Source organism: Actinomadura alba (assembly GCF_014323705.1).
Classification (GTDB): Bacteria; Actinomycetota; Actinomycetes; order Streptosporangiales; family Streptosporangiaceae; genus Actinomadura_C; species Actinomadura_C alba.
On sequence record NZ_JABVEC010000002.1, the window covers coordinates 343,312 to 357,417 of the forward strand.

A 14,106-nucleotide genomic window follows, 5' to 3' on the forward strand; every position below is an offset into this window, starting at 1 on the left:
GCCCTCGCGTGATCGTGGCATTCAGAGATCGACAGGAGTTTGGTTTGCCAGAAGGGAACGCTTTGACCCCGGTGCCGGACGTCAGCGTGGTCGTGATCGTCTACAACGACGCCGCCCGGCTGCCGGCCGCCGTGCGCTCGGTGCTGGACCAGACCTTGCGCAACCTCGAGGTGATCATCGTCGATGACGCGAGCACGGATGGAACGCCCCGTGTCGCCGACGAGCTCGGCGCGGCCCACCCCGACCGCGTGCGCGTCATCCATCTGCCGGAGAACTCCGGTGGGTGCAGCCGTCCGCGCAACGTCGGCATCGACCACGCGCGCGGCACGTACATCATGTTCCTCGACAGCGACGACACCTTCGACCGGCATGCCTGCAAGACACTGCTCGGCACGGCGGAGGAGACCGGCGCCGAGCTGGTCGCCGGCCTGACCGTCCGCGAGATGGTCGACACCGGCAAGGAGGTCCGCTGGTTCCCCGGGCTCTACCAGCGCAGCGCGACATACGCGTCCATCAAGGACCATCCAGACCAGCTGCAGGACATGCTGTCGACGAACAAGCTCTACCGCCTCGACCTGCTCAACCGGCACAAGCTGCGGTTCCCCGAAGGGCTGCTCTACGAGGACATCCTGTTCATCGCGCATGCCTATCTCGTCGCGAACCGGATCGCGATCGTGCCGCACCGGATCTACAACTGGCGGATCGAGCGCAAGAAGGGCAACCTGTCGATCTCGAACCGCCGGGGCGATCTGCGGAACATCTCGGATCGGCTGGAGATCCACCGGCGGATCGACGCGGTCTACCGCGAGCACGGCGCCGACGACCTGAAGCTCCGCAAGGACACCCGGTTCCTCGACCACGACCTGCTGATGCACATACGGGATCTCCCCGGTCAGAACGACGAGTACCGGCAGAGATTCCAGAGCATCGTGCGGGACTATCTCGTCGACCTGGACCCGCGTGCCTATGCCGACAGCCAGAAGTTCAAGGCGATCGCCGGCTACCTGCTGCGGGAGGGGAACATCGCCGAAGCGCTGGCGGCGGCCGACTACACCCCCCCGAAGGGGCAGCGGCCGAAGCTCTCCACCCCGCTGGTGGAACGCGACGGCCGCGTCTACTGGTGTGATCGCCATCTCGACACCGAGGAGGGGCGCCGCGTTCTCGACGTCACCGACCTCGGCGTCCACGAACAGCCGCTGTCGAAGCTGGAGCCGGCCAACGACCTCACGGCGGTCGAGGCGGACGGCGCCCGGCTGCGTCTCGCCGGCGCGATGATCAATCCGATCGGCCGGATCCGTCCCGACGCCGGGCTGAAGTGCGAGCTGGAGTTCTACGACCGGCGGCGGCCCCGGCGCTCGGTCAGGGTCGAGGCCCGCGCCACGCACCTGGGCGACCGGATCGGCTGGGAGGCCGAGTTCGAGCCCCGCCGGTCGCTGCGCCCGCTCGGCTACGTCGATCGGGTCTGGGACGTACGGGTCCATCTCACCGTCGGCGGCGAAAAGATCACGACCCGGCTCGGCACGCACGACGTCGCCCACGGCGGGGTCGCGGTGCCGCTGCGGCCCCGGCTGAGCAGGCTCGCCTCCGACCACCTCGAGTCGTACGTCACCGAGCGTTCGGAACTGGCGTTCCAGCTCGTCGAGCGCGGCCGGCCCGCGCGGGCGACCCGGGCGGTCACCCAGTGGCTCACCGGTACCTCGGTCGGCCGCAGGGTGTGGAGCGGCATCGCCGGGGCCGAGCGCATGGCGCTCAAGGCGGCCGGTCACCGGCGGACCAAGGTGTTCGTGTACGGCGCGCTGCTCCGGCGGCTGCCCATCCGCAAGCGGTCCGTCGTCTTCGAGAGCGATCTCGGCCGCGGGTACGCCGGCAATCCGAAGTACATCCACGAGGAGCTGCGCCGTTCCGGCGCGCCCTACAAGGCCATCTGGTCCTACAGCGGCAGTACCCGCGGCTTCCCGAAGGGCACGAAGCTGGTCAAGCGGGACTCCTGGGCCTACTACCGCGCGCTTGCCCGGGCGGAGTTCTGGGTCGACGACGAGGGCGGCTTCCCGGCCGAGCTGGCCAAGCGCCCACGCACGACCTATGTGCAGACCTGGCACGGCTCGGCCTTCAAGCACCTGGGGCTGGACCGGCCGGACGTCAAGGCGGCCTCCCGCGGCGAGCAGCGGCGCGTGGTGGGCGAGGCGGACCGCTTCGACCACATCCTCGTCCGGTCCGAGCACGATGTCAGCGCACTCACCAGCGCGTTCAACCTGCGCGCCGAGCCGTTGCGCGGCGGCTACCCGCGCAACGACGCGCTCGTGACCGGGGGCGACCCCAAGGAACTGGCGTCACTGCGGCGCGAGCTGAAGCTGGAAGACGACCGTCGGGTCGTGCTGTACGCCCCGACCTACCGCGAGGGCCCCAACGGCAAGCCGGCAGCGCGGTTCGAGATGCCGTTCGACCTGGAGCGGTTCGCCCGCGAGTTCGGCGACACCCATGTCCTGCTGCTCCGCCCCCACCCCCAGACCGCCATCGTGTTGCCGCCCGAGCTGCGGCACGCGGTGCGCAACGTGGGATCCCCCTACGACATCACCTCCCTCATGCTGATCTCCGACGCGCTGATCACGGACTACTCCCCAGTGATGTTCGACTTCGCACTGCTGGGCCGCCCGATGGTCTTCTACACCCCCGACCTCGACGACCACGTCCAGAAGGGACGCGGCTCCTACCTGAACCTGGCCGAGCGGGCGCCGGGCCCGGTCATCCGGGACGAGGACGCGCTCTTCGACGTACTCCGCGATCTCGACGGGGTGACGGAGCGGTACGCGTCCGAGCTGGGCGAGTTCGTCCAGCGGTTCGGCGAGTACGACAGCGGTACCGCGGCCAAGTCGGTCGTCGAGCGGCTGTTCACCACGGGGAGGACCCGATGAGCGAGCAGCGCGACATCCTCCTGGTGTGCGACACCATCGGAGGCCCGGTCGACGGGCGGCACGAGCTGAGCCGCCTCGGCGAGCTGTTCGCCGGGGCCGGCCACCGGGTCCGGCTGATCGCCGTCCGGGCCGGCGGGGACCGGCCGGACCTGCCCTTCGAGACGACCGTGCTGACCGCCCGGCTGCGGTTCGGGGCCCGTGGGCGGGTGACCTCCCGGCTCGGTGAGCTCTTCCGGTCCGCCAGGCCCGGCGGCGTGGTGATCGCGACCGATGCGGCCGCCATGCAGTGGGTCGGCCGGGCCGACACCGCCGGGCTGAAGGTCGTCGGAGTCCACCGGGAGCCCTTCGCGGTTTCGGACGGCAAGCCCGAGCAGGCCCTCGTACGGGACTTCGCGCGCGCGGACCGGTTCGTGGCGCTCACCCGGGAGGACGCCGACCGCTGGGCCCGCGCCGGCCTGTCCAACGCCGACGTCATCCCCGATTGGTTCGACACCCCGCCGGACGCGTCGGCCTCGCTCACCGGGCAGGTCGTGCTCGGGCCGAGCCGGCTGACCCATGACAAGGGCGCGGATCTGCTGCTCGAATCGTGGGCGATGGTGGCGCGGCGGCAGCCGTCGTGGCGGCTGCGGTTCCACGGCGCCGGTCCGGACGAGCCGGAACTGCGCCGCCTGGCGACGAAGCTCGGGGTGGACGGCAGCGTCGAGTTCCTCCCGCCGGAGCAGGACCCCGCCGCCGCGTTCTCGCAGGCTTCGATCTTCGCCCTGCCGTCCCGGGCGGAGGTCTTCCCCGAAGCCCTGCTCGCGGCGATGGGGCACGGCCTGCCGGTCGTCGCCTTCGACGGCTCCCCGGCGGTACGGGAGGTGCTCACGGACGACGTGGACGGCCTGCTCGTCGACCCGGGGCACACCGAGCGGTTCGCCCTGGCGCTCGAGCGGCTCATGACCGATGACGGGCTGCGCGACAAGCTCGGTCGAGGAGGCCGCGAATCCGCCCGGCGCTTCGCCTCCGAGAACGTCGCCGCCCGCTGGGACCGGCTGTTCACCCTGCTCTATCGCTGATCTCAATCGTTAGTCGGAAAGGCTCACATGTCACCTCGGGTCAGCATCATCGTTCCGATTCGGGCGAGCGAACCTCATCTGCGGGAGTGCCTCGACTCCCTCGAGGCGCAGACGCTCACCGACATCGAAGTCGTCCTCGTCGACTGCGGCTTGGACGACCGGCTCCAGGACGTCGCGGACGACCGCTTCCGCGTGACGAAGGCCGAGGGGGCCTCCGCAGGCGCCGCCCGTGACACCGGGGCCGGCATCGCCACGGGTGAGTTCCTCATGTTCGCGGACGCGGACGGGGTGCTCGCCGAGGACGCCTGCGAGCGGCTGGCCGGCACCCTCGCCGCGACCGGCTCGGACTTCGCCGCCGGCAACGTCCACGTGCTCACCGACCGTGGGCCGCGCCAGTCCAAGGGGCACGGCCGGGCACTCGGCCGTACGCGTAAGCGCACGCACATCAGCCGGGACCAGGACCTGTTCACCGACTCCACGGTCGCGGGCAAGCTGTTCCGCAGGACCTTCTGGGACCGGCACGGCTTCGGCTTCGGCGACGGCGGGGGACACGGCGATCTCGCGGTGACGCTTCCCGCCCATTTTCAGGCGTCCTCCGTGGACGTGCTGCACGAGCCGGTCTGCTTCGAGCGCCCCGAGACGGCGAAGCCGCCGTTCGACGACGCCGCCGCCACCGAGGCGTTCGCCGCCGCGGTCAAGGCGCGGGCCTTCATCGCCGCACACGGCGGGGCCGGGCGGCGCAAGCACCTGCGGCACTACGACGAGATCGCCCTGGGCGACCGCCTGAAGTCCTTCCTCGACGCCATGCCCGACGCCGACGAGGCGCTGCGGAGCCGCGTCGTCGAGCTCGCGGCGGGTTTCGTCGCCGAGACCGGCCTCTCGGCACTCGACCCGCTGCCCGCCCTGACCCGGCTCAAGTGGTATCTCGCGCACCGGGGCTTCGTGACGGAGCTGGTCAAGGTCGTGCGGTTCGAGCGCGGCAAGACCAACGTCGAGATCGTGCGGCGGCGCGGCCGCCGCTACGCGCGGTACCCGTACTTCAGCCACGAGAAGATGGCGATCCCGCGCAGCGTCTACCGGGCCGGGGCGGAGCTCGACCTGCGCACCAAGATCCATGACGTGAGCTGGCGGGACGGGAAGCTGCAGATCGCTGGCGAGGCGCACATCCACTCGTTCAGCGAGCGGCGCCGGTGGCTGTCGCTGAAGCTGTTCGTGCTGCGGCAGAGCGGTTCGCGCCGCACCCTGGTGGTGCCCGCCCTGAGCAAGCGCAGGCCCGGCGCGGCCAAGGGCAACGACCCCTACGAGTGGGCCGGCTTCTCGTTCGCCATCGACCCGAAGCGGCTACGGGCGAAGGGCGGCTGGCGGGACGGCACCTGGAACATCGTGGGCGGTGTCGTCAACACGGGCGTCTTCCGCCGGGCCCGGCTGCGCGGCGGCAGCACGGGCGGCGCCGCCCACCCGCCGTACCACTATGTCGACGACGACGTACGGGTGCTCCCCGAGGTCGCCGGCGGCCGCCTGCGACTGCGGGTCGAGACCGTGCGGGCCAAGGCCGTCACCTGCCGTGCGGACGGTGCGGAACTCGTCATCGAGGGCCGGCTCGCCGCGATGGCGGCCGAGCCGTCGGCGCTGCGCCTGACCGCCGGCCGCGACGCCGAGCCCATCACCGTCCCGCTGACCGTCACCGGCAAGAGCGGCGACGGGACCGCCTTCGAGGCGCGGATCCGGCCGGTCGAGCTGCCCGTCGAGGACACCGCGACCGAGACCGCCGCCGCATGGAACATCGCCGTCGTGGCCGGGAAGGAGACGGCCCGGCTGGTCATGGCCGAAGGGCTGGACGACGCCCGGTCGCTCGACGGTGACCGCGAGTTCGTCGCGGGCCGCACGTGGGACGGCTACCTCCGGCTCTCGGCGCATCCGGTCCGGCCGGTCATGAGCACCTGCGAGTGGCGGCCGGACGGCACCCTCGTGCTGTCCGGTGAGCACTCCGCGCTGGACTCCCGGTCCGCCGACATCGTTCTGCGGCTGCGCGGGAGAAGCCAGCAGCACGCCTTCCCCGTCACGGTCGACGGCAACCGCTTCCGGGCCGAGATCAGCGTGGCGGCGGTGACGTCGATGGCCGGTACCCTGCCGCTGCGGGCCGGCACCTGGGACGTACTGTTCCGGCGCACGGACGTCGACGGCGAGGCGCGGGCGGTCGAACTGGGCCGCGCGGCCGCCGAGCGGTTCCCGTCCCACGTCGAGGTCGACGGCCGCCGTTACACCCTCGACCACCACCGCTACGAGCAGGCGCTCATCACCGTGGGCTCCAACGTCCGGCCGGACGAGGCGCACGGGCAGCGCAAGCTGTGGGCGGAGGCCCGCGACCGCGCGGCCCGCGAAGGGCTCAAGGACGCGGTGATGTTCATCAGCTACAACGGCAAGCAGTTCTCCGACAGCCCCCGCGCCATCCACACCGAGCTGATGCGCAGAGGCTCCACGCTGGAGCAGCTGTGGGAGGTCAACGACGGGCAGGCCGCGGTGCCGGACACCGTACGGCCGATCCGCCGGCGCGGCGCGGAGTGGTACGACGCGCTGGCGAGCAGCCGCTACATCGTGACCAACGTGCGGATGCCGGAGTTCTTCACCCGGCGCGCCGACCAGATTCTCATCCAGGCCTGGCACGGCACGCCGCTCAAGAAGGTCGGCCGGGACGTCAAGGAGGTCCACTTCTCCTACGCGCCGGGCATGGCGACGGTGAAGAAGAAGGAGAAGAAGAGCGAGCCCAAGCTGGCGGAGTGGAGTCATCTGATCTCGCCGAACCGGTTCAGCACCGAGATCCTCGGCCGGGCGTTCAAGGGCTCCTACGAGGAGATCCTCGAGGTCGGGTTCCCGCGCAACGACATCCTGTACAGCCCCGAGGCCGACAAGATCGTGGCCGAGGTGCGTGCGCGGATCGGCATCCCCGACGGCAAGCGGGTGATCCTGTACGGCCCGACCTGGCGGGACGACCAGTACTACGGGCGCGGCCGGTACAAGTTCGACCTCCAGCTCGACCTGGACGAGGCCAAGCGGCGGCTGGGCGACGACCACGTGCTGCTGATCCGCCCGCACTCGAACGTCGTCGACGCCGTGCCGCGCGCCGGCGACGGGTTCGTCTACGACGTCGCGGCCTACCCCGACGTCAACGACCTGTTCCTGATCGCGGACGTGCTCATCACCGACTACTCGTCGCTGATGTTCGACTATGCCAACACCGGGCGCCCGATGCTGTTCTTCACCTATGACCTGGAGCACTACCGGGACACGCTGCGCGGCTTCTACATCGACTTCGAGAAGGAGTCGCCCGGCCCGCTGCTGCGGACCTCCGAGGAGGTCATCGACGCGCTGGTGAACATCGACCAGATCGCTCAGGAGTACAAGGAGGCGTACGACAGGTTCGCCGAGCGGTTCTGCGACCTCGACGACGGCGGCGCCGCGGGCCGGGCTATCGACCAGGTCTTCGAGAAGGGCTGACGGCCGCCGGGGTGGCCGCACGGACGGCGTCGAGGTAGCCGCTGATCGCGTCACGGTTCCTGGTGAGACAGCGGATGCGCGCGTCCATCTGCTCGCGGTGGCGTTCGAGGGCCGCGACCAGCTCGGGCGTCGCGTCCGCGACGTGGATCGTGCACGGGTCGTCGAGGCAGGGCAGGATCTGCTTGATGATCTTGGTGGGTACCCCGGCGTCGAGCAGCCCGCGGATCTGCGTGACCCGGTCGACGAGGCCCTCGGCGTAGTCGCGGTAGCCGTTCGCCGACCGGCCGGGCGCGAGCAGCCCCTGCTCCTCGTAGTACCGGAGCAGGCGCGGGGGCACGCCCGTACGCTCGGCGAGCTCTCCGATCCGCACGGTGACCCCTCTCGTCGCGGCTTTCCCTCACACTAGTGTGAACGTTCGAGCATGGCCTCATGACCGTACGGAGACCGCCCGCACCCGCCGCCACGCTCGCCGTGCTCTCGCTGGCGCAGTTCCTCATCGCCCTCGACTACTCGATCATCTACATCGCCTTGCCGAGCATCGCCGGGGAACTGCGGCTCGATCCGGCGCTCGCCCAGTGGATCGTCAGCGCGTACGCGGTCCTGTTCGCGGGGTTCCTCGTCGTCGGCGGCCGCCTGACGGACCGGGTCGGGGCGGGCCGCATGTTCATCGTCGCCGTCATCGCGTTCGGGGCGGCCGGCGCGATCGGCGGTGCGGCCGGTGACGGGACGGTCCTCCTCGCCGCGCGCGGCGCACAGGGCCTCGGCGCCGCCCTGCTGCAACCCGCCGTCCTCGGGCTCATCGGCACGACGTTCCCCGCCGGGCCGCGGCGCGGGCGGGCGCTGGCGGTCTGGGGCTCGGTCGGGGCGTCCGGGCTCGCCGCCGGTGCGATCCTCGGGGGGCTGCTCACCACGGCGTCATGGCGGCTCACCTTCTTCGTCAACGTCCCGCTCACGCTCCTGTGCGCGCTGGGTGCGGCGGTCTGGATCGGCTCTCAGCGCGACCGTACGCCGGCGGGCCGCATCCCCGTGCTCGCCTCGGTCCTCGGCACCGGCACCGTGCTCACCCTGGCGCTCGGGCTCACCCTCGGCGCCGACCGGGGATGGCGCTCCGCGCTGACGCTCGGCTGCCTGGGACTCGCGCTGGTCCTGTTCCTCTGTTTCGTCCGGAACGAACGCCGGTCACGCAACGTCCTGATCGAGCCCGTCCTGCGGCGCACGCCCTCGCTGCGGGCCGGCGCGGCGGCGACCGCGCTCTACATGGCGAGCGTCGGGTCGGAGTTCTACCTCCTCACCCTCCTGCTGCAGTCCGCGAAGGGCTATCCGCCGCTGCGCGCGGGGCTCGCCTTTCTTCCGCTGGCCCTCATGGTGACCGCGGGCAGTACGGCGGCGGGCCGGGCGATGCGGCGATTCGGCGCGGCGTCCGTGCTCGTGGCCGGGTTCGTCATCGCCACGTCGGGCCTGCTCTGGCTCTCGCTCACGCTGAGCGGCGACACGTACGCCGTCGACCTGCTGCCCGGGGTGCTGCTCAGCGGATTCGGGCACGGGGTCGTCTACACGTCCATGTTCGTCATCGGCACCCATGACGTGCCGGCGACGCACCAGGGCACGGCGGGCGCGCTGCTGACCACGTCGCAGTACCTCTCCGGTGCGCTCACCGTCGCCGTGCTGACGCTCGCGCTCGGCCCGTCGCCCGGCCACGGGAACTTCCGGGTCGCCTTCCTGCTCACCACGGCGGCGGCCGCGGCGGGAGCCGTTCTGGTCATGTTGTGGCGCGGTCGCCTCGGGACCCGGCCGGACGCGGGCTCCGCCTCCGGCCGGGTCCCGAGGCCCGGCACGCGCCTCGGGTTCAGGTCATGACTTGGCGTCTCTCCTGCTCAGCAGCCGGCCGACGGGCGGCTCCACCAGCCAGCGCGTGGCGCGGCGTACCGGCTCGGTGGCCAGGACGACCGACAGGCCCACCGCCGCGATGGTCGTCAGCACGAGACCGGCACGTGACTGCACCACGGGCTCGTCGATGAGCTTGGTGTAGTCGAACACCTTGAGTACCAAGGCGTGCAGCAGGAAGACGTACATCGTGCGCGTGCCGAGTTCGGTGAACCACGTCCGGCGCTTCGGGACCAGCGCGAGGAAGGCCGCGCCCAGCGCGACGGCCAGCGCGAAGACCGCAAGCCGTGCGGCCACCCCCATCGGCAGCGACAGCTTCATCTGCTGATAGGTCTCGCACCAGTAGAAGAACGACATCAGCCGGCTGTCGACGGACGAGCTCGTCCCGAAATAGAACACCAGGAACATGCCGAGCAGCACCGGCGCGCCCATCCACCACCGGGCCCGGCGGCGCAGCCGGTCGAACAGGTCGGTGTTCACGGTGAGGCCGAGAACGAAGAACGGCAGCAGGATGATCGTGTGCCCGACGTTCTTGTCCGAGCTGAGCTCCCAGCCGCCCACGACGAGCGCGACCACCACCGAGGTGGTGATGGGGTAGCGCAGATGCCGCCACAGCGGAGCCGACAGCCGCCAGCACACCAGCGCGGCCAGGAACCAGGTGACGTAGTGCGGCTCCAGCCACTGGTCGGCGGGGAAGGGCTTGTCCGCCACGAAATAGAGGTTGGCCCGGGACAGCAGCGTGAAGATCACATACGGCGCGATGACCGTCGGGACCAGGCTGCGCAGCTTGTCGCTCGACCGGACGTAGCCGCGGGAGAAGTACCCGGTGATGAACGTGAACAGCGGCATGTGGAAGGCGTAGATGACCATGTAGGCCGAGTGTTCGACCTGGCTTCCCTGCAGCTGCGCCCAGAGATGACCGACCACCACGAGGACGATCGTCATGAACTTGGCGTTGTCGAAGAAGGCGTCCCGTTGCTTGACCGGCGCCGGTGCCGTGGGAGCCGCGGGAGCCGGAGCGGTGTCCGGCGCCTGAGGTCCGTGGAGGGTGTGCGTCATGGTTCCGTCGGGGGTGCGAGGCTCATTGGACGAGGCTCATTGGACAGGGGGCTCAACTGATGGCGGGCGTCCTTTCGGGCCCGAAGTGCGACCATACCGATTCACGGTCGCCGGCACCGGCGGGATGCCATAAGGTCACCCGGCCCGGCCGCCCCGCGTTCGCCGTCAGCGCTTTGCCCTTGGATGGCGCAGCGGGGTGAACGCCCAGGTCATCCGGGGCTCGAGGGCCCACTGCATGACCCGGACGACCGGCTTGGTGCACAGCAGCGTGCCGACCACCGCGCCGCCGGCCGCGAGCGCGATGACGCCGGGGACGGTATGGATCCAGTCCAGGTCGTACCAGCTGGCGAACTTCATCAGCCGGGTGCCGAACCCGTGCAGCAGGTAGGCGTAGAGCGTGGTGGTGCCGAGCGCGGTGAACCACGTGCGCCGGCGGGGCACCACGGCGAGGAACGAGGCGACCAGGACGGTCGCGACGACGAGCATGGTGAACCGCATGAGGGTGCCCGTCACCAGGTCGACGTTCAACTTCGCGTGGCTGCTGCGCCAGTAGACCCACTCGGTGGCCATGTGCCGGTCGACGACGAACGACGCGGCGAACCCGCCGGCCAGGACGAGCGCGCCGAGCACCCGGGCGGCGGGCCGCTTGAGCAGTTCGAAGTGCTCGGGCCGGAGCAGCAGCCCGAGCACGTAGAACGGCACCAGCCCGAAGACCCGGTGCATGTCGAGCTGGTTCGAGAGCGGGCCCATGTAGGACATCAGCGAGATGGCCACCGCGACCCCGAGCGGCCAGCGGATCTGCTGCCAGACGGGCGTCGACAGCCGCCACATGAACAACGCCATGAGGAACCACGTCAGGAAGTACGGGTCCAGCAGCGTGATCTGCAGGCGGTTCTGGCCGACCAGCCAGTCGTAGGTCGAGTAGGCGACCTCGAACACCACGTAGGGCACGCCCAGGTTGGTGATGAGCTTGCGCGCCTTGCCCCCGGAGAAGGTGAAGTTCCGGGAGAAGTAGCCGGTGATGACGATGAACACCGGCATGTGGAACATGTAGATGAACAGGTACGCGGCGTGCGCCAGGTGCACGTCGTAAAGGCCCTCGATGGCATGGCCCGACACCACGAGCAGGATCGCGAGGAACTTCGCGTTGTCGAAGAACGGGTCTCGCGTCCTGCTCCGCGGCGCGGTCTCGGGAGCCGGCCGGGCCTGGGTGCCCACCGGTTCCCGCCCGTGCGGATCGGAGCCCGGATCCGCCGAGGAGGGCTGGACGGTGGTCTGAGTCATCGGGCGGCGGTCACTCAGGCCTGCTTGCAGATGTTCTGGTTCGCGCGGATCTCACCCTGCAGCTTGGGGATCGAGGTCGCCTTGCGCTTCACGGCGCTGAGGTCCGGGCCGATGATCAGATCGACGACGCCCGGCGTGCCGCCCTGCCTGGGCTTGGCGGTGACGGAGGCGCCGGTGAGCACGCCGGTCAGGGTGGCCGCCTGCTGATCGGCGCCGGCGCCGTACAGCACCTTGGTGGCGTTGACCGGCTGGGGGGCGGTGCCGACCGTGACGACCTGGAAGCCCTGGCCTTGCAGTTGTTCGGCGTAGCGCTGCGCGTGGCCCTGGATGGAGGTGCCGTTGTAGACCCGGACCCGTACCTGGCTCGCCGGCACCTTGGGGGCGGAGGTGCTCTTCTTGGGCTCCTCCTTGATCTCGCGGTCGGCGCGGATCGCGGCGAAGAAGTCGTTCGCGGCCGGCTGCGCGAGCGCCACCCGGTTGGGGTCGGGCGCGTAGGCGCCGTTGGGCACCGTGACGAACCGCAGTTTGCCGGCCGTCATGCCCTGCATGCTGCCGGCGATCTGCCGCATGACGCCGATCGACAGGGCCTTGTCTGTGGTGAGCGACTTGGTGCCCGCGTTGAGCAGGCTGGTCAGCTTGACGGGGTTGCCGAGGACGCCGCCGCTCAGCGCCTTGTTGGCGACCGATCCGAGGAACTGCTGCTGGCGCTTGATCCGGTCCAGGTCGGAGCCGTTGCCCAGGCCCTTGCGGCTGCGGACGTAGGCGAGGGCCTGCTCGCCCTTGACGTTGTGCCGGCCCCTCTTCAGGTACAGCTTGGCCTGCGGGTCGCTGACGTCCTTGGGCAGGCAGATCGGGACGCCGCCCATCGCGTTGACGATGCCCTTGAACCCGGCGAAGTCGACCTGCGCGAAGTGGTCGATCTTGATGTTGGTCAGCGCCTCGATGGTGGCGATCGTGCACGTGGCACCACCCCAGGTGAAGGCCTCGTTGATCATGGCCACGCTGGCCGGGGCCGTGCGCGTGCCGTCCTTGCGCTTGCAGGACGGTCTCGGCACCATGAGGTCGCGCGGGAAGCTGATGCCGACCGCCCCGGTGCCGCCCGGTGACAGGTGCAGCAGGATGGTGGTGTCGGCCCGCGCCGGCTCGTTCTTCATGGCCCGGCCGTACTTGGCGTTGTCGCCCGAGCGGGTGTCGGAGCCCAGCAGCAGGATGTTCAGCGCCGTGTTGAGCTTCTTGGGCCGGGGGCCGACCGCCGCGTCGACGTCCTCGTGCGTGATGTTGCCGTTCAGCTTCCGGTATCCGGCGTACGCGGTGAGGCTGGTGGCGACCATGAGCACGGAGAGTGCGATGGAAACCCAGCCGAGGATGCGCCAGCTACGCCGACGCGCCGGCGGGGACTGCTCCCCGTAGTCGGCGTCGTCGACGTACTCCATGTACATCGGATTGCTGCTCATGGGCTCCACAGGCTATTCACAGAAGGCGGCGTACGGGCCCGGTTCCTGGATCCCATCCGGGTACTCCGGCCACAGCGGTCACGTGCTCCAAAGAGATTCGTCGATCTAGGGCGGCTTTGTCGAGGTTTCGTAGAATTATGACCGAACTGTTAGCAGTGAGAGGTGCCAACAGTGTGACCAGGACGCCCTCCAGTGTGATAAAGGGCAGGTCGGTCAGGATCCGGCTCCCCGCGTCCAGTTGCCAGGTCAGAGCCATCTCGCGGCCGCGGTCCACGAGTTCGGCCGCGGTGAATGTGGTGTTGCTCACAACCAGTGCCGGTTCGTTGGGATTTGTGACTGCGTACGGTACGAAGTCGTCACCGTACGTACGGATATCGGCGGCGTAGTCGACCACACCGGCGGGCGCGGCGGCGAGCGGGGCGCCGAGCGAGTGCAGCGAGAGGCCGACGACTTCGCGCGCGCCGGTCTCGGCCGGCACCTGGGGCAGCAGCGCCTCGGCCGCCACGACGACGTCCGCGTCCACGTCGCCGAGGCCGGCCGCCTCGACCGGGACTGCGACCACCCCGGCCGACCAGCACGCCATCAGCCACACCGCCGTCTGCCAGTGCGGCGGCAGGGCGAGGGCCACGCGGTCGCCGGGCTCGGCATCCAGCCCGTCGACGAGCAGGTTGGCGGTCTTCGCCACCCAGTTGGCGAACGTTCGCCCGGACAGTTCGATCCGCTCGCCGGTCGCGTCGTCGTAGAAGGTGACCAGCGGCCGGGTCGGGTCGGCGGCGACCACCGATGCGAGCAGGTCCGCAGGAGTCGGTTCTGGCATAGGCAGAGCGTAGGGCCAACTCGGCGGCTTTGACGCGGCGCGGAGCGGCGACGGCGACGGCGACGGCACAAGCACATCGCCGGGACCGCTACGGTCGGCGGGGACGGTGACGCTACGCTCCGCTGCGGATGGTCTTGCACGGA

The 14,106-nt window shown here is 70.3% G+C and carries 9 protein-coding genes; 4 read left to right on the forward strand and 5 right to left on the reverse strand.

What is annotated here, in order from left to right; genetic code table 11:
• Positions 1–44 precede the first annotated feature (44 nt).
• The 3 genes from HKK74_RS04635 to HKK74_RS04645 are packed head-to-tail and all read left to right on the forward strand — an operon-like array spanning position 45 to position 7,465.
• Entirely contained in the window at positions 45–2,912 is a 2,868-nt protein-coding gene (locus HKK74_RS04635; protein WP_222721854.1) for a bifunctional glycosyltransferase/CDP-glycerol:glycerophosphate glycerophosphotransferase, read from the forward strand.
• A complete protein-coding gene (locus HKK74_RS04640) occupies positions 2,909–3,970 on the forward strand; it encodes a glycosyltransferase (protein WP_187241769.1) in 1,062 nt (353 codons plus the stop codon). Before HKK74_RS04635 ends, HKK74_RS04640 begins: the two co-directional genes overlap by 4 nt.
• A 27-nt stretch (positions 3,971–3,997) precedes the next feature.
• Positions 3,998–7,465, forward strand: a complete 3,468-nt coding sequence (locus HKK74_RS04645; RefSeq protein WP_187241770.1) for a bifunctional glycosyltransferase/CDP-glycerol:glycerophosphate glycerophosphotransferase — start codon at positions 3,998–4,000, stop codon at positions 7,463–7,465.
• On the opposite strand, the gene HKK74_RS04650 is transcribed toward HKK74_RS04645, so the two are convergent.
• Positions 7,437–7,835 (reverse strand): MerR family transcriptional regulator, encoded by a 399-nt coding sequence (locus HKK74_RS04650; RefSeq protein ID WP_187241771.1) that lies wholly within the window; start codon positions 7,833–7,835, stop codon positions 7,437–7,439. The two genes, HKK74_RS04645 and HKK74_RS04650, sit on opposite strands and share 29 nt — an antisense overlap.
• A gap of 59 nt (positions 7,836–7,894) precedes the next feature.
• Between HKK74_RS04650 and HKK74_RS04655 the strand changes: the two genes are divergently transcribed.
• Positions 7,895–9,322 (forward strand): MFS transporter, encoded by a 1,428-nt coding sequence (locus HKK74_RS04655; RefSeq protein WP_187241772.1) that lies wholly within the window; start codon positions 7,895–7,897, stop codon positions 9,320–9,322.
• Here the strand turns inward: HKK74_RS04655 and HKK74_RS04660 are convergent.
• The 4 genes from HKK74_RS04660 to HKK74_RS04675 form a co-directional block, all read right to left on the reverse strand.
• Positions 9,317–10,408, reverse strand: a complete 1,092-nt coding sequence (locus HKK74_RS04660; protein WP_187241773.1) for an acyltransferase family protein — start codon at positions 10,406–10,408, stop codon at positions 9,317–9,319. The two genes, HKK74_RS04655 and HKK74_RS04660, sit on opposite strands and share 6 nt — an antisense overlap.
• Positions 10,409–10,573: 165 nt before the next feature.
• On the reverse strand, positions 10,574–11,692 hold the full coding sequence (locus HKK74_RS04665; RefSeq protein ID WP_187241774.1) for an acyltransferase family protein: 1,119 nt from the start codon (positions 11,690–11,692) through the stop codon (positions 10,574–10,576).
• 14 nt (positions 11,693–11,706) lie between these two features.
• On the reverse strand, positions 11,707–13,146 hold the full coding sequence (locus HKK74_RS04670; protein ID WP_187241775.1) for an LCP family protein: 1,440 nt from the start codon (positions 13,144–13,146) through the stop codon (positions 11,707–11,709).
• Between the two features lie 16 nt (positions 13,147–13,162).
• Complete coding sequence (locus tag HKK74_RS04675) at positions 13,163–13,963, reverse strand: TIGR03089 family protein (protein ID WP_222721855.1); 801 nt, start codon at positions 13,961–13,963, stop codon at positions 13,163–13,165.
• Positions 13,964–14,106: the final 143 nt, after the last annotated feature.